This is a genomic window from bacterium (assembly GCA_040755755.1).
GTDB lineage: Bacteria > SZUA-182 > SZUA-182 > DTGQ01 > DTGQ01 > DTGQ01.
This window is the reverse complement of the sequence record JBFLZW010000050.1, coordinates 76,087-98,111: the sequence shown is the minus strand read 5'-3', so window position 1 is coordinate 98,111 and position 22,025 is coordinate 76,087. Positions and strand designations below refer to the sequence as shown.

Below are 22,025 nucleotides of genomic sequence, written 5' to 3'. Positions count from 1 at the left end.
CTGGCATGATAATCACTCCTTTCAGACCTTTTTTGATACCTCTTCTCTGGTACCAAGGATATTTTACCATGTCCGAACCTCTTTTTGTTTTCTATGTGGTCGCGTATTTATGGCGACCTGTACTAAGATTCTCCCTGTCCATCAAGGCTTCTTCAATCTCTCCTATCGTAAGATTATCGTTTTGCCTTTCTTGATCTCCGTGTTTTGAGAAATAATACTCACCCGCCTCGACTCTTCTTTATCCATAATTCTCTTACCCTTCAGAAGGGGCACAATAAGCCTGTCGCAGCGAGGTAAAGTCCCCGCCCGGATAGAGGACGAATCCCCGGACCCTGCGGCTCATGACCGCTACATTGGTCTGATACCACAGGCTGACATAGGGGAGGTCGGCGGCAATGATCTTTTGGACCGAGCTGTAAATTTTTTTGCGGGCTTCAGGGTCCATGGTCCTTCTTCCCTCTTCCAGGAGAAGGTCGATGGTGCGGTTGCGGTACCGGCCCCGGTTGGCCCCGTGCGGCGGCACACAGGAGGAGTGAAAGAGGTTATAGTAAATGTCAGGATCCGTTACTCCCACCCATTGCAGCGAGCAGAGCTGAAAATTGCCTGACCTGACATCGGAGAAATAGGTACCCCATTCGTAGCTTCTGATTTCGACGCCAATACCGATTTCAGCCAGGTTATGCTGGATAATCTCGGCCACCTGTTTGCCCAGCTCATTCTGGGAGGTTTTATAGAGCACCGAAAACCGCATGGCAGGCCCCTGGCCGTCAGGATCGGGAAACCCGGCTTCATCCAGAAGCCGGGCGGCCTCTTTCGGCCTATAGTCATAGGTGGCTACATCGGGTTCATAAGCCCAGTTGCCGGGAGCAAGAACCCCCGTGGCAGGCTCTGCCAGGTTCCCCATCAGTTGACGGATGATCAGCGGACGGTTGATAGCCAGGGCAATGGCTTTCCTCACCGCAAGGTGACTGAGGATTTTATCCTCCAGATTAAAGCCCAGGTAGGTGTAATTGGTGCCCATCTTTTTGACAATCTGAATCTGAGGGTTATTCCGGAGGGACTCTACGGCATCCGGGGATAAAGCGTTCTGCACCAGGTCCAGGCTCCCTTTCTTCACTTCGAGCAGCCGGATGGTTTCATCCGGTATGATCCGGTAGATCAGGCCAGACAGTCGCGGCTTCCCCTCGAAATACTGGTCGAAAGCCTGAAAGGTCAATGATTCGTCCGGCTCCCATCCCGTGAGCCGGAACGGGCCGGTGCCCACCGGCTGAGATGCAAGCCTGCTGCCGGGTTTCCCGGCTGCGTGCCGGGGGACGATACCCAGGGTCATGTTGGTCAGAAAAGGGGCAAAGGGTTCCTTGAGCTGAAACCTGACGGTATAGGGAGAAAGGACCTCGATGCGGCTGATCTGACTGTAGGAATCCTTCAGCGGAGAGGGAAAGCCGGCATCAAGGAGACTGGCGAAGGTATACCGGACGTCTTCGGCTGTCAGCTCGGTCCCGTCATGGAACCTGACTCCCCGGCGCAAGTGGAAAATATAGCTCGTGTCGTCGGGGGTCTCCCACCTCTCGGCAAGATCTGCTGTCAGGGTGGATTCGGGTGTTTTTTTGAGCAGTCCGTTATAGACGATCTGAATGGCCCGGGCCGAATAGGCATCCGTCGCCAGGCGCGGATCAAGGGTGATGGGACTTCCTTCCATCCCGACAACCAGGGGGCTCTGGCTGCCCTTTTCCCCCTTCGGACGGCAGGAGACAACCGCCAGGCAGCACAGAAAGGAAACACCGAACGTCAGGAAAAGCCTTCGGATGGTCATGGGGATAACTGCCCGCCAGGAATTGTTTCCCCCTGGGGGTAAACAATTTTTCCGGCCCGAAGGGTCATGACTACGCATCCGCTCAGTTCCTGGCCGTGAAAAGGGGTATTTTTCCCTTTGGAGAAAAACCTGCCTGCATCCACGATATACTTCTTTTCAGGATCGATGATGCAGATGTCAGCCGGACTTCCCGGAGCGAGAGTCCCGGCAGGGATATTCAGGATTCTGGCCGGATGGGCGGTAAGTTTGGCCATAAGAGTGAGCAGGTCAAGCTTTTTCGTATGATAGAGATTGGTCAGAGAGACCGAAAGCAGGGTCTCCAGCCCTGCCATGCCAAAGGGTGCCAGGTCGTATTCCTGCTCTTTCTCGGCCTGGGTATGCGGTGCATGGTCACTGGCAATGACATCGATGGTGCCATCTCGCAGGGCTTCGACCAAAGCCTCTCGGTCGCTCCGGGTGCGAAGGGGAGGATTTACCTTGGTATTGGTATCGAAATTTACCACCAGCTCTTCGGTCAGGCTGAAATGATGCGGCGTGGCCTCGGCTGTGACCGGAATCCCCTCCCGTTTGGCCTGACGGATCAGGGCGCAACTGGCAGCCGTAGAGACATGGGCAATATGCACGCGGCTCCTGGTCATCCTGGCCAGCAGGATGTCCCTGGCCACCATAACCTCTTCGGCTGCTCCGGGGATCCCTTTAAGGCCGGTCAGGGTGGAGATAAATCCCTCGTTCACCACCCCATCGGCACAAAGGTTTACGTCCTCACAATGAGAGATCAAAGGGATATCGAACAGCCGGGCATATTCCAGTGCCCGCCGCATGAGCAGGGCATTCATGACCGGCCTGCCGTCATCGGAACAGGCCACAGCCCCGGCTTCCCGAAGCTCGGCCATCTCCGCCATCTCCTCTCCCCGCAGGCCCTTGGAAATAGCCCCGATGGGATAGACGCTGACCAGATCCACCTCTTTGGCCCGGCGCAGGATAAATTCGGTTACGGACTTGTTGTCATTGACCGGCGCAGTATTCGGCATGCAGGCCAATGAGGTCACTCCCCCGGCTGCTGCGGCCGCGCAGCCGGTAGCTATCGTTTCCTTATCTTCTCTGCCCGGCTCGCGAAGATGGACATGCATGTCAACCAGTCCCGGGGTCACCAGTTTCCCGGAAAGCTTGATCAGCAGGCTATCCTGAGTGACGGGAAGGTTTTTTTCCACAGCCATGATCTTCCCATCCTCGATCAAAAGGTCAACCAGGCCATCGATGTTGTTGGCCGGATCGATAATTCTTCCACCTTGAATGACGATTCTCAACTTTCACCCCCGAGAATGAGATAGAGTAAAGCCATGCGCACGGCAAGGCCATTGGTTACCTGATCGAGAATGAGGGAGAAGGGCGCATCGGCTACCTGCGGATCGATCTCGATCCCCCGGTTGATCGGGCCGGGATGCATAATGAGCACATCCTCCCGTGCCCAGGCCAGTTTGGCCGGGGTCAGACCATAGAGCCGGGAATACTCCCGGATGGAAGGGAAAAACAATTTGTTTTGCCGCTCCAGTTGTATCCGCAGCAGAATGATCACATCACATCCCGCTATTCCCCGCTCCAGATGATGCTCGACCGTAACTCCCAGCTTTTCGATACATGGCGGGATAAGGGTTGGCGGGCCAACCACTCTTACCCTGGCCCCCATTTTCACCAGAGCGAAAATGTCCGACCGTGCCACCCGGCTGTGGAGAATGTCACCGACGATAGCCACCTGAAGCCCCTCGATTCGCTCTTTATGCTCCCGGATGGTAAGCAGGTCCAGGAGGGCCTGGGTTGGGTGCTCGTGCGCTCCGTCACCGGCGTTGATAACGGAGAATTTCGCTTTTTGCGCCAAAAAATGCGGCGCACCCGGTATGGGATGCCGGATGACAATAATGTCCGGATTCATAGCCTCCAGGGTTTTGGCCATGTCCTTGAGGCTCTCGCCCTTGGTCAGGCTGCTGGTGGAGGGAGAAATGTTAATCGTGTCAGCACTCAGCCTTTTCCCGGCAATCTCAAAAGAAGTCCGGGTCCTGGTGCTGGGCTCATGAAAAAGATTGATCACTGTTTTCCCGCGAAGCGTGGGAACCTTCTTGATCGGCCGGGTAAGTACTTCCTTGAAGGATTCTGCCGTATCGAGAATAAAGCAGATTTCCTCCCTGTCTAACTCCTGAATACCTAATAAGTTCTTCCTTCTCAACAATCCTTCTGATCCTTCCTTAACACATCTTCACCATCTGGTTTCACCATCTCGTCTCCTCGGGGAAGGGAAGGATAAAAGCACCGTCTTCCTCTCCCGTTTCCTCCAGGGTAACCTTGACGGACTCGTCCAGGCTGGTGCCCACAGTCAACCCGATATAATTGGCACTGATGGGCAATTCCCGATGTCCCCTGTCGATCAGGACAGCCAGTTTGATGGTTTTCGGCCTGCCAAGGTCAATCAGGGCGTCGAGGGCTGCCCGGATGGTTCTGCCAGTATATAAAACGTCATCTACCAGGACAATATCTTTGTCCGTGACAGGAAAATCTATTTCCGTTTTTTTCAGGACCGGCTTATACGCTGAGTTATCGAGATCATCACGGTAGAGAGTGGCGTCAACCGCTCCGATCGGGAGCTGAACACCGGAAAGATCGTGAATGAGCCTGATAAGCCTCCTGGCCAACTCCACCCCTTTTGACCTGATTCCCACTAAGGCCAAGTCTTTGACAGGAGAATTTTCAATCAATATCTGCTGCGCCATCTTCCGTAAGGCATTCTGAACATCTTCCTTGGTCATGATTATTCGCGGTTCTTTTTCCATAATCGTTCCTCTGGGTGTTGGCTGTGGTTTTACGACTGACTCTGCGATTCTACCGGGGCATCTCCTCCAGCCCCGCACATTCACCGGGACATCCACTGGCTGCGCTGATTTTTTTCCGCATCCATTCCAGGGTCCTGGCCAATCCCTCTTCCAGACTATAGCGGGGGCTCCAGTTGAGCAGCTTCTGGGCTTTTTGGATATCGGGCTGGCGCACCTTGGGATCGTCTTCAGGAAGAGGCTGAAATACAACCCTGCTGCCTGTGCCCGTGATTTTCCGCAGTACCTCCACGAATTCCAGAATGGTCATCTCGGAAGGATTGCCAATATTGACCGGAGTCTGACAACCTGACATCAGCAGCCGGTAGATTCCTTCGACCAGATCGTCAACAAAGCAGAAACTGCGGGTTTGCTTCCCGTCGCCGAAAATCGTCATCTCCCTGCCCTCGATGGCCTGAGACATGAGCGTCGGCACCACCCGGCCATCGTTAATCCGCATTCTGGGCCCATAGGTATTGAATATCCGGGCAATTCTGGTCTCGATCCCGTGGTAGCGATGATAGGCCATGGTCAGGGCTTCGGCAAACCGTTTCGCCTCATCGTATACCCCTCTGGGGCCGATAGGGTTGACATTCCCCCAGTAGTCTTCATTTTGCGGATGAACAAGGGGGTCACCATAGACCTCGGAAGTCGAGGCCAGCAGGAAAACGGCTTTCTTCTCCTTGGCCAGGCCGAGAGCTTTATGGGTACCCAGAGAGCCGACTTTCAGCGTCTGAATGGGCAGTTGCTGATAATCGAGGGGGCTGGCCGGGCTGGCAAAGTGCAGGATATAGTCCAGCGGGCCGTCAAGATAGATGTAATTGGTCACGTCCTGTTTGATAAACAGAAACTTTTCCGAACGGATGTGGGCAATGTTTGAGATGTCTCCGGTCAGGAGGTTATCCATGCATATGACCTCAAAACCCGCGTGGAGAAAATAATCGCAAAGATGGGAGCCAAGAAAACCTGCTCCGCCAGTTATCAATACTCTTGGCATGGTCACCTCGTAACCTTCTGGGCCGGTTTTTCCTTGTGAGTTTGCAGTTGATGATACCGATAAATAATTTCACCCGGTTTGGCCAGTCCCAGATCTTCACGGGCTATCCGGGCTATATATTCAGGATCGGAGCGCAGTGTTTCTATCTCCTTTCGTAAAGCTTGATTTTCTTCCGACAGTTGAAGAATATCCCTCTTTATCTGGTCACGCTGCTTCCGAAACCGGTAGATGCGCATCAGACTATACCGCCCCTCAAGGGCGGAGAATACCAGCAGCCCGACAGCGAGAATAAGAAGTATATACCTCCAGATGCAGCTCAGTCGGCTTTGAGACATTTTTCATGGTCCATGTATCTGTAGATATTCCCCATCTTCAATGGGAACCTTCTCTCCACTCCTCCCCCTTGAGGGGGGAGGCTGGGTGGGGGTGATGGTTGTTTTCACCTTCCTCATTGAGAAACGGAACATAGGGAACATCTGCATGTGTCGCAATTTGTTTAGTTTGTTTTAGCTGATCATACCTGCTAAACGTATGGCTTCTGCGATAGCATCTTTGGTGATACTACCACGCCACTTGCCAATAATTTTCTCCCAGGCCATTCCGCTGGCAACCTGTTTGAGAACTTGCGAGACCATAATACGACCCCGAAAGGTTGGCTTGCCGTGACAAATGTCGGGATCCGAGACAATATACCGGCCAAATAATTTCCGACTCATAAAATACCTCATGCCGCTTCCAATAAGTCATTACATCGCTCCAGGATGATAAGATTATGAGACCAGCCGATTTCTCGCAACCAGTGGTGCAAGTTTTTCATTGGGGGAATATGCCTCGTAAAACGACTTCATCCGCCAAAGGTTGGATGCAGAAAAACCTTTTATCCCTGGGAATTCTTGCTGCAAATCGTCGGCAAGCCCCTGTACGAGGGACTTTCTCCAGCCCTGGTCCTGTTTTTGTTCCGAGATTATCCGGCCAATGTCCCAGTATAGGGCCACCACCTCCTTGTTGACAGCGCATAAAGCCTCGTACTGCGCCGACCGGATCCGCTCCCGGATATTCTTCAATAGTTGTGTGTATCCTTCGATCGCTTTTGTCATGTCCTGCAACCTTAGCGTAAAGCAGAACGTATATACATCGACTCATCCCCCTCTCCCCCAGAGGGGAAGAGGGGGATGGGAAAGTCAGCCTCTCTGTCTGTCAGTGTCAGTTACTCTGACGTGCCGGATCGAAGGTTATAGAAAACTTCCACACCCCGGAACAGGGCAATATCTCCCAGACCTTCTTCGATCCGGAGTAATTGGTTGTATTTAGCCACCCGGTCGGTCCGGGAAATTGAACCTGTCTTGATCTGACCGGTATTACAGGCCACAGCCAGATCAGCCAGGGTGGTATCTTCGGTCTCTCCCGACCGGTGGGAAATGACGGCTGTATACCCTGCCCTTTTGGCCATTTCAATTGCCTCCAGGGTTTCGGTCAGGGTTCCGATCTGATTCAGCTTGATAAGAATGGAGTTGGCAACACCGCGGGCAATTCCCTCTCTCAGGATGCTGGTATTGGTGACAAAGACATCATCTCCTACCAACTGGATCTTCTTCCCCAGCCGTCTGGTCAGCAGTTCCCACCCGCTCCAGTCGCTTTCCGAAAGCCCATCCTCAATAGAAATTATCGGATACTTTTCAACCAGATGTTCGTAAAAATCGATCAATTCCTCACTGCTCTTTTTCGGCTCGGCCTCGGCAGCCAGCGTATAGATACCATTCTCGTAAAGCTCGCTTGCGGCCACATCAAGGGCCAGAAAGACATCCTGACCCGCCCGGTAGCCGGCTTTGTCGATAGCCTCCATAATGACATCAAGCGCCTCAGCATTGGACTTGAGATCAGGGGCAAATCCTCCCTCATCGCCCACTGAGGTGACGTACTTTCTGGCTTTCAAGACGGACTTCAGGTTATGAAATATTTCCGAGCCCATCCTCAGGGCTTCGGAAAAGTTTTCGGCCCCGGCAGGCATGATCATGAATTCCTGAATATCGACGTTATTATCGGCGTGCTTTCCTCCATTGAGGATATTCATCATCGGCACGGGAAGCTCGCGGGCGTTGGTCCCTCCGATATACCGATAGAGAGGAAGATTCAGCTCAGCGGCTGCCGCCTTGGCTACAGCCAGCGAAACCCCAAGAATGGCATTGGCACCCAGTTTGGCTTTATTTTCGGTACCGTCCAGATCGATCAGCCGGTAATCGAGATATGTCTGATCCATCGCGTCATAACCCGCAACCTCCTGGGCTATGATCAGATTGACATTATCAACCGCCTGCCTGACACCCTTGCCCATGTATCGGTCCTTCTCTTCATCACGTAATTCAATAGCTTCCCGCTCTCCCGTCGATGCTCCTGAGGGGACTGCCGCCCTGCCAAGTGTGCCGCTTTCAAGAATTGCATCAACCTCTATTGTCGGATTTCCCCGTGAATCGATAATCTCCCTGGCAATAATATCACAGATTTCACTCATTACGCCGTCCTCCTCCTCAGATTGTTATTAGGTTGAACCTGGACCGTCTGTCTCTCGGCCAATGCCGAAAATCATCCTGGCTCAAAATATCACAATTAGTTTTCGGATTCAACAGAAAAACAGTTTAATGAAATCCTTGATAAGCTTCTGGATAAATTGGGGATAAACTGGAAATCCGGCCACAGAACTACCTGAAAAATGAAGCGGGATCGAAAACCTGCACCAGACTGGGGCGTATAAATTTTAGCAGTCTTTTCAGCCAGTTAAGCCCAAAGCCCTCTCTGGTGACGGAAGATATTCATGAGCACCGTGAGAAAAACTGATGTTATCCACAGCCGGTTTTCATCAGGAGGTGGGAACCGGAAATTCGGACAGATAAAAAAGAGGTAATATTAGCGAACTGTTAGGAACAGTTTCCACAATTTATATGGATAACCTGTGGATAACCGGCCAATAATCGGCTGAAACTGCCTGAGAAACGGGCGGAGATAGCAATTTCGCTCTAAATTAATGCTCGCTTGTTTGTTTGATATTTCAGCTAGTTATAGAGCTGGGGATTGCCTGGCGGACTCGCCTTCAAAATGAAAAGCGGGCACCAGGAAGTTATCCACAGTGGTCCGCAGTGGTCCGGCCATCAGCGAGGATCAGACGCCGGTCAGGGATTTCCGGAAAGGGAGTAAGAGATACCCTTGAGGGAGGAGGAAAAGAAGTGATTTTGCCACGCATTAGGAAGACTTTCCACAAAAGTTATGGATAAGCTGTGGATAAAGTGGAAGGTCAGCAGGGAAAAGCTGCGGAAAAACAGCGGCGATAGCGATTATGCTCTGAATTGAGGCTGCTTGCATCGCTTTATATTTCAACAAGTTATAGAAGGAGTGCCGTGTCAGCAAACCGCTTTCGAAAGCTCAGGGCACAAGGAGGAAAATTTATCCACAGGTTGTTCTCAGGGGGATTTTCAGTTTTCTGACGATTCCGCGATTCTGAGGCATAAACTCTGTAACTTGCTTGACACGATATCATGATATTGTATGATACGGTCATATTCTGATACTATATATAGTGTTGTCCTTGAGAACATACACAATATGATCTACCCGTGATTGAAATACCGATGCCGAAGAGTCCGGCTTGAATACATCACGGAATCGAGTATAATCAGGTTAGGAGATTTGAGGATGAATACCTTGGAAACTACGGATATGGCCCTTTTTGTTCGAACCTCGGAAGAGGATTTTCGGAGTTGGGATCGGCAGAAAATTGTCGAGGCCCTGGTGCGCGAAACCTATATTGATGAGGATACGGCTATCCGCATCAGTAAGGAAGTAGAGAGTCAGATTATTGCCTCAAATCTCAAAATCATCACCGCCCCCCTGATCCGGGAGCTGGTGGATGCAAAGCTTATCGAGCACGGCCTGGAGCGGGCCCGCTGGATGCACACCCGGCTTGGGATGCCGCTCTATGATGTCAATCAGCTCATTTTGCATCCAAACAAGGAAAATGCCAATGTACCGCATGGCCCGGAGGCCACCAACCTGACCCTGGCCGAGCATATCAAGAAGGAGTATGCCCTTCTGGCGCTCTTTTCGCAGGAGGTGTCCGATGCTCACATGCGGGGAGATATCCATATTCACGATCTTGGCTTTTGTGACCGCCCTTACTGCTCCGGCCAGTCCCTGGAGTATGTCAAGAAATTCGGCCTGAACCTGCCGAATGCTCTCTCCATGGCCAAACCGGCCAAACATCCGGAAGTGCTGCTGGCTCACATGGTGAAGTTTGCCGCCGCCCTGCAGGGAAATTTTGCCGGGGCCATCGGCTGGGATGCGGTTAACCTCTTCTTTGCCCCGTACCTTTCGGGCATGTCGGACCGGGATGTCCGCCAGTTGGCCCAGATCATGATTTTCGAGTTCTCCCAGCAGGCAGTGGCCAGGGGAGGACAGGCGATTTTCAGTGATATCAATATCTATTGGGAAGTTCCCAATCACTTCGAGAATGTTCCGGCCATCGGACCCGGCGGGACTTATACCGGAAAGACCTACGGCCAGTATCTGGAAGAGTCGCAAAGATTTGCCCGGGCGCTTTTCGATGTCTATATGGAAGGAGACGGCTCAGGCAGGCCCTTCTTCTTCCCCAAGCCGCTGGTTCATATCACCGAGAAATTTTTCAAGACTCCGGGCCATCAGGATTTCCTCCACCATATCTGTGAAGTGGCTGTGGAAAAGGGGAACACCTACTTTGTTTTTGACCGGGGGGATACGGCCAAAATTTCCGAATGCTGCCGGCTGAGCTTCAAGCTCAGGGCCGAAGACCTGGAAGATGCCAAAGAGCCCTGGAAGATGCGATACTGCGCCCTGCAGAATATCACCTTGAACCTGCCCCGGGTTGGTTATGAGGCCAGGGGAGATGCCAGCAGGCTCTTCGAGCGGCTGAGTGATCTGATGGAGCTGGCTGCCGAGGCCCATATGCAAAAGCGGGTTTTTATCGAAAAGCTCCTGGCTCTCGGAGAGAGCGGCCCGCTCTCCCTCCTGACCATGAGCCGGGACGGGCAGCCCTATCTTCGCCTGGACCGCGCCTCGCATCTGATCGGCATGGTCGGGCTGAACGAGCTGGTAAAGGTTCAGACCGGCCAGGAAATGCATGAATCAAAAGAAGCCTTCAAGCTGGGGCTGAAAGTTATTTCCCATTTGAAGCTTCTGGCTGACCGGCTGTCCAGCAAGCATAAAATGCATTTCGTGCTCGAGCAGACCCCTGCGGAAAGCACCAGCTACCGGTTCGCCAAGCTCGATATCCGCCACTATGGACCCCAGGCAGAGAGTATTGTCCAGGGGGATGCGGCCAAAGGAGAAGTATACTACACCAACTCCAGCTACCTGAATGTCAGCGCCCAGATCAACCCCATCGAGCGGGTCAGGCAGGAAGGCCTGTTCCACCCGCTGATCGAGGCAGGAGCTCTGACCCATGTCTGGCTGGGTGAAGCCAAGCCATCCCGCGAGTCTCTGGCCAATTTCGTGGTCAAGACCTTCCGCAAGACCCTCAATGACCAGATTGCCTTCTCTCCGGAATTCACGACCTGCAACAACTGCAACCAGACGTCCAGGGGACTGAAAGAATCCTGCCCGTACTGCGGATCAGCCCAGGTCGATGGGATCACCCGGATTACCGGCTACTTCACCAAGGTTTCCAGTTGGAACAAGGGCAAACGGGGAGAGCTCCGGGACCGGTATCGAAACCAGACCTATCTGCAACAAGAGAATATCGGGAACGAAATGTAAGCTGTTCTGGAAACCGGGAACCGGTACCAGTACCGAAATCAGACCTATCTGCACGAAGGAGAGTATGAGAAATGAAATTTAAGCTATTCTGGAAAGAAGGCTGCCCGGCATGTCCGGTAGCTAAAAATATTATCCATCAACTGGCACACGATGGATACCTGACCATAGAACACGACCTTGAAACAACTGAAGGACTTGCAGAAGCGGCATTTTACGGCATCCTGTCAACCCCGACCATCATGCTGATCGATAACCAGGATAGCACGGTTGCCGAGTGGAGGGGCAAAATCCCCACCCTGGAAGAAGCCCGCCAGGCCGCAGGCCCGGTAGTCCCACGGCCTGCCAGGCCGTAGGCACTGGCACTGGCGCGCCCCTCTGGGGAGAGGGCCGGAGGGAGGGGCTTTCCTGGTAAGTACCGTTAAGCTCACGACATTACCCTTGGGAAAGAAGGCTCGTGAGTGAGGGGAACATAGACACCCATCAGGCGAATAGCCCCTCAATGTCCCCCCTCACAGGGGGAAAAACCGGCAAGGGATATCCGCCGCAGCTTACCAGGCTGTAACGCAGGAGAAGCACCAGAAATAGTAGGAGAAAGAGCAGGAGAAATAACAGTACGGTATGAAAGCAACAGGTATGAAAGCCATTAACACCTGCCCGGCAGGACAAATCAAAGGATTCATAGAAACATCTTTCAGCGACTGGCCCGGCAAGGTCTCGGCAGTGATCTTCCTGTCAGGATGCAATCTGCGCTGTCCTTATTGCCATAACTACACCCTGGTTCTTGCTGCTCACTCCTATGCCACTATTTCCCGTCAATGGATAGCCAGCCGCCTCCATGAATTTGCCGATTGGATCGACGGAATCGTCATTTCGGGAGGAGAGCCCTGCCTCTGCCCCCAACTGCCCCAATTGATCAGGTTTTTCCGGAATCTGTCCTATCCGGTAAAATTAGATACCAACGGCACCAAGCCCGATGTTCTCGCCGCTCTGCTTGAGGATAATCTCCTCGATTATGTGGCTATGGATATGAAAGCACCCCTGGATGATATCCGCTACAGCCGCTGCGCAGGAGTGCCCCAGAGCGTCTCCCCGATCCGAAAGAGCCTTTCCATTTTAGCCCAATCAAAGATAGACTACGAACTCCGAATGACCGTTTGCCCAACCCTGACCACCAAGGATGATATCCAGGACCTTGCCCGGCAGATCAAGGGAGTAAAGCGATTTGTTCTGCAAGGGTTTAACCCGAAAGATCCCCTGGTGCCGGAACTGAAAAAGGTAGCCCCCTATAACCGGGAAGAGATGCTGGAATTTCAGGGGATTCTTAAGGATTACGTTGGGGAATGCAGGGTGGTGGGGTGAGGGGAGCTGTAATTTGAGGTTATGGGTTTGATATACGCATAACTTAGTACACAGCGCGTTAAATCCGCGGCCAGTTAAATCCGCCCCTTCACTCCCTCTCCCCAGCCTGTGGGGTTCAGGGGCGGACAGGTTTAGTTCATCAGAGGTAGCCCCCTATTTTTACACCATAATGGAGCGAATGCTCCTCATAATCCCTCCCCCTTTTGAGGGGGGAGGTTAGGTGGGGGTGAACAAAAACGACTTCTTCCCCTCCTTTTAAGGGCAATATCTCTGACGTTAAGCTACTTACCAAAAAGCCCCTCACCCCAACCCTCTCCCCTTCAGGGGCGAGGGAGAAGAGATGCCCTCAAAGAGGGAAAGGAAGAACAAAGGTATCCTGAGCTCAATTGCTAACCAAAACTGTCCGCCACTGAAGCCTGTGGGGGGAGAGGGTTGGGGTGAGGTGGGTGTCGTTGAACCAAACCGGCCGGGTAATTCCCGCGTCGTGTACTTAGGTAAGTGCCATTCAGGTTAAATACCCTCCCTCTCCTCATATCCTGGTGGTAAATATCCGAAAGATCAGTTAAAATATATACAATAAGGGGTGTTTCACAGTCCTATAAGTAGTTAACCCTATACAGAGCATGGAGAGCAGGCTTAATGGGAATGGCACTTACATAAGCCAAGCTTATAATATAGAGAGGACACAAAGCACACAGGGAAAAAAAATCTCCTGCAGAGACGCAGAGAACAACCAATCCGGCAAGGTCCTGATGAAAGTCGGGATATATCGATGTGTCAACGGCCTGGAAGCAAGCAAAAAGTAAAAAGGCACAAGGAGGAACTTATTTTACTTTTACTTTTCAATGATATCCTCTGCGTCTCAGCGTCTCTGCGGGAGAATTACTAATTCTTATGTAAGTGCCATTCGGCTTAATGGAGGAGACCAATCTTATGACCATCGACGAAACTGTCTACAGTGAAGCAGACAGTGGCTGGAAAGAGGCCATGGAGATTTACTTTAAGCAGTTTCTACCGTTCTTCTTTCCAGCAATCTATGACGAGGTCAATCTGGAAAAGGGCTATGAATTCCTCGATAAGGAGCTGGAAAGGATCGTCAAGGCTTCTATGATCGGTAAGCGCCTTGCCGATATGCTAGTTAAAGTATACTTGAGGGACGGGGCAGAAAAATGGTTACTGATTCACATGGAGGTCCAAGGTTATCAGGACGCCGACTTTGTGAAGAGGATGTATACCTACAACTACCGCATCTTCGACCATCATGATAAGGAGGTTATCAGCCTGGCCATTCTGACCGACGAGGCTGAAAATTACAGGCCCTGCCGATATGAGATCAACCGATGGGGATTCAGGCTCTTGTTTGAATTCCCTGTGGTCAAACTCATTGATTACAAAGACAGGGTAGAGGAGCTTGAGGCCAGCCAGAATCCATTTGGAACTATCGTTGTGGCCCATCTTAAAACCTTGGAAACGCGAAAAGATGACCACGCCAGGCTCGATTGGAAAAAGAGGTTGGCCAAGGCTTTATATCTCAAGGGATACAGTCGGGAAGACATAATAAACTTGTTGCGCTTCCTTGACTGGGTGATGGTCTTACCGAGGGAACTTGAAGTTAAATTCCAGGAAGAATTGAAGACATTCGAGGAGGAAATAAAAGTGGCGCATATCACTACAACAATAGAAGGATTAGGCATTGAAAAAGGGATTCAGAAAGGAAGACAAGAGGGAAGGGCTCAGGCTTTATATGACCTCTACAGTGAAGGAGTCCTTACCTTAGAGCAGGCGAAAGCACAGTTAGAGAAGCTGTATGCCAATAAATCCCTGAGTGAAGAGATATATCGGGAGTTCATGAGTAAAATACAGAGCAATTCCTAAAGAGATAGACGTGAAGATGGGTGTTTCAGAGGTTGCTCGTCTACTGGGAGTTGATTGTAATCTCGTGAAGGAGTAGGCATTCCATTTCAAGGAACATTTGACTGAAGAGTGAGGTAAAATAATCGCTCAGTATGAATCAGGCAATACAACTCACCCCACTGCTGAGAGGCAGATATTCCACATTTCTCTTGTCATAGAGGCACCCTATTTCTCGATGAGGAGGGTGAAAATAACCATCACCCCACCTAACATCCCCCTCAAGGGGTAGGAATATAATAAGCAGCTAATTCAATGTATTAACCCCAAAAAATCCGGGGTCACCCTCGACCGTGCTCTGACGATCCTGGCAACATAATCGTCGGTCATCGGCTGAAGAAGCCTGGTGGACGGGGGACAGACATCGAGGGCAAAATGGTCCTGGGAGATATTGGTAAGGTGAAGCTCAAACTCATGAATAAACCCTTCACTCTCTCTCCGGTCATTCTCTTTCCGGTCACTCTCTTTCCTGCGGCGGGTAAAGATGATTACCTTTTCAAGCCCCAATTCCCTGCCCCGGGGGGTAAGTTTACGGGCATAGTCGGTGATTTGCTGCAAATTCACCGTGAGCAGGGAATGAACGTGGATCGAGATTCTATTCAGATAGCACGGCCCTTCTCCCCTGGACCGCTCGGCGTTCATGGCGTAAATCGCTTCCATGAGAGCGTAGTCAAAGGCAATGATTCTGGCAATCGAGTTGTCCTCGCCAACCTCGGCCCGGCTTTCCGGAACATCGACCAGGGCAAGCAGCCGCTTGTCATTTTGGTTGTTTCTGGCTACTGCTAAGATCAGGGAGACCGATTCACTGGAGGAAAGTATCTTCAGATTGAAATGAGAAAAAAGATGCAATTTCAGCTCACGGTAGAACAAAGGATTGAATGAATGGCGATGAAGGTTCTCCCGCCATTTTTCCTCCTGATCGATAGTGAATGTCCGATACGAGCAGGCAGTATGTTCGTAGAACAGTCCCAGGCAGCACCAGCGTACAGGGAGAACCTGCCGGTAAAGATGCTGGATAACCATTTCCTCCTTCTCTTCATCCCGGTCTCCTCCGACTGCAATGAGCGCAATAAGCTCCGGTTTTTCAGAGCATTGTGCTTTTTCAAAGTTCCGTGCTCTTCCAAGGCAGCTTTGGATCCTGTCCGCGTTTTTTGCCCAGCCCTTGCTATCGGAAACTGCCACGATAGTCTCATGATGCTCCTTATCTTTCATGCTGCTCACGCGACAGAGCAGCAGTCCGTTTTCCTCTTCTATCCTGGCGGCAATGAATCTCCGGTCACGGTTAAAATACCTGCCAAGCAGTTTCAGGGCCAGGGTGCGGTGCTCTCTGACTGGATCAAGAGCCAGAGCCACCAGCTCAAATACCATGTAATGACCGGTATTCGCTACCGAGGCCGTTAATTCGGCCCGCTCCTGCCGGTTCTCGTCCATCCCCACAGATGCCAGTACCAGCCTTTCGAGCTGCTGCTTTCGCTCCTCCTTCATGGTCTGGAGGAACATGCTGTCTATCAGGTAATATCGTGCCTGGATCGCGGCATCCGCCAGATGAGGCAGTTGATTCTGGGAAGTCTGGGCGATCTCGTCGAGCAAATCGGACACTCTCTGACCAAATACCCTGATATCGGGAAATTCCTTCAGGGAACGCAAAATAGAGCCAAGCAGTGTCTGCTTGATCGCAAGATGAGCATGTGACTTGTAAATCCGGAACAGGGCCTGATTGAACCGGTCGTGTTCATTCTGCCCTCCATTCGGATACCATCTGATGGCCCGCTCAAGACTATCGAGAAATTCCTGCGGCAATCCCTCCTTCTGACAGTCGTTGCGGATAAAAAAGTGCATGAGCAACTCCTGGAAACTCGATGCACCGGCAAACCCTTCCGATTCAATCCGCCGGTGGGAAAAAAGGGCCTCAACTGCCGTATAGATCTCCAGGGCAGCTAAAAAGCAGCGGATAACCTCCTGCTGGAACCGGGGATTCTTTCTCGCAAAATCAACCAGGGACTCGAAGATGGCCGTAACGGCCCCCTCTTCTCCCTCATAGTCGTAGCCGAGAAAAACAGCCAGAAGCTCCCGCTCCAGGATCTGCCAGGTATAAGCACTATCATCCAGTTGTGGAGGATCGAACATAACTCTCGGATGACTGGATTCCTCCCCCGATTCCGCCCCTGGTTCAGGTTGCTCACCCGTATCCAATTGTATCAGCGGCTGCCCGGCATACACCTGCTCTCCCTCCCTGACATGGAGGGTCTTGACTTTGCCGCTTTTCGGGGCCTCGATGCTCATGACCATCTTCATGGCTTCAAGCTGCAGCAGCAGGTCCCCTTTCTCTACAGCCTGACCGGGTGCAGCCACCGTAGCAATAACTACTGCCGGGAACGGGGCTTTGATGTGGTCACTTGATTCTGTTTCAATATAATACGGGGTTCCGTCTATTTCACAGTGCAGAGTATCATCCCGGCTCACCATCTGAATGGTGGAGCGCTGATTGCCATAGTGCAATACTGCTTCATGGTTTCGTTTGACGTATTGAGCTATCAGCAGTTGTCCATCGATTTTCAGATGATAGACATTGCCTCCGAGTGCCTTTACCAGGAATACATAGGTATGGCCGGAAAGCTGCAAAGTAATCTCGTAACCGCGGGATGAAGATATGCCCCTGGGCTGGCCGATGCTGCTCCATTGCTGCCTGAAGTGCATAAGCTCTTCCTGGTAGCGCGCAATGGCCTGATCAATAGCACAGGCTATCAGGGCAATGTCCCGGCGGTCTCTTCGAATGACCGGATTGTGATCCCGCAGCAGGTCTTCTACAAAGCGCGTCGGTACTCCGCCCCGCTGAATATCGGGGCACTGCAGGAGCCCCACCAGAAAGGCGCGGTTGGTCGTTCCCCCCTCGATCTTGATCCGCATCTCCCGAAGAGCACGCTCTAACCGCGCCAGAGCTTCGTTCCGGCTGGGTGCATAGGCAATGATCTTGGCGATCATGGAATCGAATTCCGACGGAATGGCGCTCCCCTGCTCGATGCCCGAATCCACCCTGATGCCGGGGCCGGAGGGAACGGTAAACAGCACAACCTTGCCAGGTGCCGGAATGAATTCCCTGTCCGGATCTTCCGCATTGAGGCGCACTTCGATAGCACTGCCCCCGGGGCTGTGAACAGCCTCCTCCAGTGGCCGACCCTGGGCCACCAGAAGCTGTCCCTTGACCAGATCGACACCGTAAAGCTGCTCGGTAATCGGATGCTCCACCTGAAGCCGGGTATTGACTTCCATGAAGTAAAACTGTGATTGATCCATGTCGTACAGAAATTCCACCGTACCGGCATTCTCATACCCGGCTTCCCGGATGAGACGGGCAGCCGCCTCCTGCATTTCCTCGATAACCTTATGATCGAGATGGGGAGGCGGGGGCTCTTCGATAATCTTCTGATTTCTGCGCTGCACCGAGCAGTCCCGGACACCAAAGGTACTGACATTTCCCTGCCGGTCCGCCAGCACCTGCACTTCGAGATGCCGTCCGGTCACGACCAGATGCTCGATAAATACCACATCGTTCCCGGCGGTGCGAAGCGATTCTTCTTTGGCCAGCACAAACTGGGTATCCAGCTCTTCCGGTTTTCGCACAAACCGGATGCCCCGCCCGCCTCCGGCATTGGCTGCCTTGACAATGACCGGCTAGCCGATCTGTTCGGCGACCCTGCGGGCATCTTCCAGCTCTTTCACCGGCCCCCTGCTCCAGGGCAGGATCGGAACCCTGGCCCGCTCCGCCAGTTCCTTGGCCGATATCTTGTCCCCCAAAAGAGCCATAGCCTGAGCAGAAGGGCCGATAAACACAAGACCCGCATCCTCAACCATCCCGGCAAAGGCGGCGTCTTCAGCCAGAAATCCCCATCCTACCCAGACCGCCTGGCAATGGGCGCACAGAAGTGCTTCCAGCATCAGCTCCCGGTTGAGATAAGGAGACCCATGCCCCCTGGTGAAGCCTTGTTATCTTGGACAGTGGATAGACATCATCAGCTTCTTTCACAAAGAGCGATTCCTGCTCAATGTCAAGATAAAAAGCCACCGTGGTGAGGCTGGTGTGATAGAGAGCATTGTACTCTCTGACCGCCCGGATAAACCGGATAGCCGCTTCGCCCCGGTTGATAATGCCGATGCGTGAAGAGTTGTCAAGGGTTGGTCTCTTGTGCTCTGTGCTCTCCATAGGCTCCTTTTCCTATCTCTTCTTCATCTTGATGCAGTCATAAGTAGTAGGGTTTTGCTTTTTAAAGTAGTTAAACAGATTAATATATGATTAATTCCTTGATGGTTTCTTTAATGTGTCGATAATCAGAATCATTGTGTAAAAGTGCTAAATTGTTTTCTATGGCAGTCTGAACAATAAGGCAGTCTATGGTACTGCTAATAGTGTATCCTGCCCTTCTACAGGTAAAATATATTCTTGCAGCTTGGGCGAACGATTCTTTTCCATTATGTAGTTTATAAAAAGTCTGCGTATCCAGGTACTTTTTTAACTTTTGATAATCTTTTTCAGAGGCGCACCCCTGCAATAATTCCTGGTAGATGAACACATTAATTCCAAAAGGGATATTCATTGACAGAATATTAGTAAATTTTTCGACCGCCTCATTATTTTTATTCTTGAAAAAGTCAATAAAAACTGAGGTATCGACTATGATCATAACTTTTCACCTTTTCTTAGCTTTTTATAATCATAGTCCTCCTGAAAGGCGATTTTACCTTTCAGGTCTCGTAAGTCCAGTTTGCTATGATTTCTTACAAACTCTTGTAAAGCTATAGTAATTAACTCCTTTTTCGTTTTCACATTTGCATGTTTAAAGGCTTCCTGAATTAATTCATCATCTAAGACCACATTTGTGCGCATAGCTATACACCTCCCTTTGTGTATAAGATAGCGCGTACCTTATACCTTAGTCAATGAGAATATATTTATATTGAGTCTCGCTGCCACGATAGCTCTCTTTATTTTCCGAATGCCCAGAGGTAATATTTCTTGATTACCCCTGCTGGAACCTTTGAAACCGCTCGTTGAGCAAGGCGGCTGTCTCTTCCATCAGTTTTTTCGCAATCTCATCGACATGCCGGTTTCGCCAGTTCTCAAGCCCGGTCCCCTTGACCCACTGGTTGAAGGCACCCAATGCCGGGCCGCAGTGGACCTGATAATCGACCTTGTGTTCTTCATCTCCTTGTAACGCCAGAAAGGTCGAGTATCCAAAATACCAGCGGAAAATCAAGGCCATTTTATGCTTGGGGCTCTTTTCCGCTTTGGCGACCTCCTCCGGATTCCTTTTCAGCCAATAGTCTTTTGTTTCTTCCCATATCGATTCAAAGCTTCGTCTGAAATACTTTTCCTGAATCTGCTTCCTGGTTTTTTCGTCAATTTCATCCAGGGAATTATGGTGGATATAAAGATCATATAATTTATTCGCCCTGGCTGGGAAAAATACCCCTTTTCTGAGAACCTGAATCCTGGCTCCCATCTCAAACATATCTCCTGCCGGTGCATAGTCCGTGTCCTGAACATTGATCTCCTGCAACATGTTCTTTACAGCATCACTTGTGCCAGCCTCTACCGTACACTGATTGATCGATCCGGTGAGGATAAAGTCCGCTCCCATGATAAAGGCGGCAGCGGCAGCTTCCGGCGTTCCGATTCCCCCGGCTGCCCCGACCCTGACCCGCTTCTGGTAGCCATGCTTTTTCATTTTTTCATTCCGTAAGGCCATGATGGCTGGCAGGAGGGTAGAGGCCACTCCCTGATCGGTATGCCCTCCGGAATCAGCTTCAACACAGATATTTTCCGCCACGGGTATTTCTCTTCCCAACGCCGCCTCCTCAGAGGTCAGTTTTCCTGCCTGCACGAGTTTTTGAAGGATACTTTCAGGCGCAGGGCTCATAAAGAGATCAGCGACTTCCGGGCGGGACAATTTGGCCATGACTTTATTCGGGACAATTATCTCTCCATCGGCATTGCGATGAATTCCCTTCAACCGGAATCGTATCAGGCTTGGAGTCATTTGCATATAGGCTGCGGCTTCGATATTTCTGACTCCGTACTGCAAAAACAAATCCACCGTTTCATCCTCAATCTGGGGATCTTGCAGATTGCACAGTAAATTCATGCCATAGGCTTCACCACGGTGAAGCTCCTTTTGAATGAAGCGGATCGATTCTTCAACCTGGGCGAGAGGCACGCCTCCAGTTCCAAGATAGCCGATCGGACCTGCTTTGCCCATCTTGACGACGATTTCTTTTGAGCCCACACCTTTATACATTGCGCCTGCCACATAGGCATATTTAATTATGGTAATCCTCTTTAAATTCCCTGCTGCCCAGGGAAGAAGCTGTTATTTTCGTTCCTGCTCCCTCCCGGCTTATCCGCCCTCCTCCCACAACTGCCGGAGAATCGGCATCCTCCGCAACAACGAGGGGCTCTGCCTGCTTTTGGATTTGAGCGACCAGGCCTGCCAAGACCTTGCCAGGGCCGATCTCGTGAAACTCCTGCACCCCTTTTCCCATGAGATAGCGAATGCTTTCCGTCCACTTGACAGAATGGCTGATCTGGTCAGCCAAGAGCTGCCTGATTTTATCTTTGGTATAGGGCCTGGCCTCGACATTCGATATTACCGGTATGGCAGGATCAGAAAACTGGAAAAGCTCCAGGGACTGCACAAATTCTTTCCTGGCCGGCTCCATATACCGTGAATGAAAGGCACCGCTGACATTCAGGCGGATATACCGGGCACCTGCCTCCTGGAAAACTTTCTCCGCCCGGTCGATATCTTCTTTCATGCCGGAGATGATCGTTTGCGAAGGAGAGTTGAAGTTAGCTACATCAATGGCTTCCAAACCCTTTTCGTCGAGAATTTCCTGGATCTTTTCCTCACCCAGGCCAATTACCGCTGCCATACCGCCGCCTGCGGCTTTGGCCATCAGCCTCGATCTTATACAAATCAGCTCCAGCCCGGTCTCGAAATCGAATGCTCCGCTTGCCAGCAGGGCATTGTATTCACCCAGGCTGTGCCCGGCCACGAAATCCGGTTTTTGGCCTGTTTCCTGGATTTTCTGATAATACATCAGCGCATTGACGGTATAGAGCGCTGGCTGGGTATATTGGGTTAATTTCAGAACATCCTGCTTATCTTCCAAACAAAGTTCCTTGATAGAATAGCCTAAAATTTTATCAGCTTTTTCCGTAATGTTAGGGAACAGGTCGAAAAGCTCTCCACCCATTCCCTTTTTCTGCGATCCCTGGCCGGGAAAAACAAATGCCCTGATCATAACTCCTGCC

At 51.4% G+C, this 22,025-nt stretch carries 16 protein-coding genes and 3 pseudogenes; 4 read left to right on the top strand and 15 right to left on the bottom strand.

Annotated features, from left to right (window positions below; genetic code table 11):
* Positions 1 to 253: 253 nt before the first annotated feature.
* The 9 genes and pseudogenes from AB1611_15565 to eno all read right to left on the bottom strand — a co-directional run bounded on the left by AB1611_15565 (position 254) and on the right by eno (position 8,177).
* Positions 254 to 1,891, bottom strand: coding sequence for an ABC transporter substrate-binding protein (locus tag AB1611_15565; protein MEW6381008.1), 1,638 nt, complete (start codon positions 1,889 to 1,891; stop codon positions 254 to 256).
* Entirely contained in the window at positions 1,810 to 3,120 is a 1,311-nt protein-coding gene (locus AB1611_15560) for a dihydroorotase (GenBank protein MEW6381007.1), read from the bottom strand. Before AB1611_15560 ends, AB1611_15565 begins: the two co-directional genes overlap by 82 nt.
* Complete coding sequence (locus AB1611_15555) at positions 3,117 to 4,037, bottom strand: aspartate carbamoyltransferase catalytic subunit (protein MEW6381006.1); 921 nt, start codon at positions 4,035 to 4,037, stop codon at positions 3,117 to 3,119. Before AB1611_15555 ends, AB1611_15560 begins: the two co-directional genes overlap by 4 nt.
* A 40-nt stretch (positions 4,038 to 4,077) precedes the next feature.
* Positions 4,078 to 4,635, bottom strand: a complete 558-nt coding sequence (gene pyrR, locus AB1611_15550) for a bifunctional pyr operon transcriptional regulator/uracil phosphoribosyltransferase PyrR (GenBank protein MEW6381005.1) — start codon at positions 4,633 to 4,635, stop codon at positions 4,078 to 4,080.
* Positions 4,636 to 4,684: 49 nt separating this feature from the next.
* A complete protein-coding gene (locus AB1611_15545) occupies positions 4,685 to 5,668 on the bottom strand; it encodes a UDP-glucuronic acid decarboxylase family protein (protein ID MEW6381004.1) in 984 nt (327 codons plus the stop codon).
* A gap of 2 nt (positions 5,669 to 5,670) precedes the next feature.
* Positions 5,671 to 6,003, bottom strand: coding sequence for a septum formation initiator family protein (locus AB1611_15540; protein MEW6381003.1), 333 nt, complete (start codon positions 6,001 to 6,003; stop codon positions 5,671 to 5,673).
* A gap of 171 nt (positions 6,004 to 6,174) precedes the next feature.
* Entirely contained in the window at positions 6,175 to 6,384 is a 210-nt protein-coding gene (locus AB1611_15535; GenBank protein ID MEW6381002.1) for a DUF433 domain-containing protein, read from the bottom strand.
* A gap of 26 nt (positions 6,385 to 6,410) precedes the next feature.
* Positions 6,411 to 6,765: pseudogene (locus tag AB1611_15530) on the bottom strand (DUF1016 N-terminal domain-containing protein).
* Between the two features lie 110 nt (positions 6,766 to 6,875).
* Complete coding sequence (gene eno / locus AB1611_15525) at positions 6,876 to 8,177, bottom strand: phosphopyruvate hydratase (GenBank protein ID MEW6381001.1); 1,302 nt, start codon at positions 8,175 to 8,177, stop codon at positions 6,876 to 6,878.
* A 1,175-nt stretch (positions 8,178 to 9,352) separates the two neighbouring features.
* On the opposite strand from eno, the gene nrdD reads away from it, so the two are divergent.
* From nrdD to AB1611_15505, 4 genes are all read left to right on the top strand, one after another.
* Entirely contained in the window at positions 9,353 to 11,446 is a 2,094-nt protein-coding gene (nrdD, locus tag AB1611_15520; protein MEW6381000.1) for an anaerobic ribonucleoside-triphosphate reductase, read from the top strand.
* A gap of 71 nt (positions 11,447 to 11,517) precedes the next feature.
* Entirely contained in the window at positions 11,518 to 11,799 is a 282-nt protein-coding gene (locus AB1611_15515) for a thioredoxin family protein (GenBank protein ID MEW6380999.1), read from the top strand.
* Positions 11,800 to 12,064: 265 nt separating this feature from the next.
* Positions 12,065 to 12,805, top strand: a complete 741-nt coding sequence (locus AB1611_15510; GenBank protein ID MEW6380998.1) for an anaerobic ribonucleoside-triphosphate reductase activating protein — start codon at positions 12,065 to 12,067, stop codon at positions 12,803 to 12,805.
* A gap of 933 nt (positions 12,806 to 13,738) precedes the next feature.
* Positions 13,739 to 14,680, top strand: a complete 942-nt coding sequence (locus AB1611_15505) for a hypothetical protein (GenBank protein ID MEW6380997.1) — start codon at positions 13,739 to 13,741, stop codon at positions 14,678 to 14,680.
* Positions 14,681 to 14,968: 288 nt separating this feature from the next.
* Here the strand turns inward: AB1611_15505 and AB1611_15500 are convergent, their stop codons facing one another.
* The 6 genes and pseudogenes from AB1611_15500 to fabD form a co-directional block, all read right to left on the bottom strand.
* Positions 14,969 to 18,382, bottom strand: coding sequence for a biotin/lipoyl-containing protein (locus AB1611_15500; GenBank protein ID MEW6380996.1), 3,414 nt, complete (start codon positions 18,380 to 18,382; stop codon positions 14,969 to 14,971).
* Positions 18,383 to 18,388: 6 nt separating this feature from the next.
* Positions 18,389 to 18,664: pseudogene (locus tag AB1611_15495) on the bottom strand (biotin carboxylase N-terminal domain-containing protein).
* Complete coding sequence (locus AB1611_15490; GenBank protein MEW6380995.1) at positions 18,588 to 18,917, bottom strand: biotin carboxylase N-terminal domain-containing protein; 330 nt, start codon at positions 18,915 to 18,917, stop codon at positions 18,588 to 18,590. Before AB1611_15490 ends, AB1611_15495 begins: the two are co-directional and overlap by 77 nt.
* Before the next feature lie 79 nt (positions 18,918 to 18,996).
* Complete coding sequence (locus tag AB1611_15485) at positions 18,997 to 19,395, bottom strand: PIN domain nuclease (GenBank protein MEW6380994.1); 399 nt, start codon at positions 19,393 to 19,395, stop codon at positions 18,997 to 18,999.
* Entirely contained in the window at positions 19,392 to 19,598 is a 207-nt protein-coding gene (locus AB1611_15480) for a type II toxin-antitoxin system VapB family antitoxin (protein MEW6380993.1), read from the bottom strand. The genes AB1611_15485 and AB1611_15480 overlap by 4 nt, the downstream gene beginning before the upstream one ends.
* Positions 19,599 to 19,731: 133 nt before the next feature.
* Positions 19,732 to 22,012 (bottom strand): annotated as a pseudogene (gene fabD, locus AB1611_15475) (ACP S-malonyltransferase).
* Between the last annotated feature and the right edge of the window lie 13 nt (positions 22,013 to 22,025).

Excerpts from the sequence above, each read along its gene's own strand:
- AB1611_15485 (MEW6380994.1), bottom strand. The coding sequence starts at position 19,395 with ATGATCATAGTCGATACCTCAGTTTTTATTGACTTTTTCAAGAATAAA.
- AB1611_15510 (MEW6380998.1), top strand. The coding sequence starts at position 12,065 with ATGAAAGCAACAGGTATGAAAGCCATTAACACCTGCCCGGCAGGACAA.
- AB1611_15480 (MEW6380993.1), bottom strand. The coding sequence starts at position 19,598 with ATGCGCACAAATGTGGTCTTAGATGATGAATTAATTCAGGAAGCCTTT.
- AB1611_15535 (MEW6381002.1), bottom strand. The coding sequence starts at position 6,384 with ATGAGTCGGAAATTATTTGGCCGGTATATTGTCTCGGATCCCGACATT.
- AB1611_15505 (MEW6380997.1), top strand. The coding sequence starts at position 13,739 with ATGACCATCGACGAAACTGTCTACAGTGAAGCAGACAGTGGCTGGAAA.
- AB1611_15545 (MEW6381004.1), bottom strand. The coding sequence starts at position 5,668 with ATGCCAAGAGTATTGATAACTGGCGGAGCAGGTTTTCTTGGCTCCCAT.
- pyrR (MEW6381005.1), bottom strand. The coding sequence starts at position 4,635 with ATGGAAAAAGAACCGCGAATAATCATGACCAAGGAAGATGTTCAGAAT.
- nrdD (MEW6381000.1), top strand. The coding sequence starts at position 9,353 with ATGAATACCTTGGAAACTACGGATATGGCCCTTTTTGTTCGAACCTCG.
- AB1611_15490 (MEW6380995.1), bottom strand. The coding sequence starts at position 18,917 with ATGGAGAGCACAGAGCACAAGAGACCAACCCTTGACAACTCTTCACGC.
- AB1611_15565 (MEW6381008.1), bottom strand. The coding sequence starts at position 1,891 with ATGCGTAGTCATGACCCTTCGGGCCGGAAAAATTGTTTACCCCCAGGG.
- eno (MEW6381001.1), bottom strand. The coding sequence starts at position 8,177 with ATGAGTGAAATCTGTGATATTATTGCCAGGGAGATTATCGATTCACGG.
- AB1611_15540 (MEW6381003.1), bottom strand. The coding sequence starts at position 6,003 with ATGTCTCAAAGCCGACTGAGCTGCATCTGGAGGTATATACTTCTTATT.
- AB1611_15515 (MEW6380999.1), top strand. The coding sequence starts at position 11,518 with ATGAAATTTAAGCTATTCTGGAAAGAAGGCTGCCCGGCATGTCCGGTA.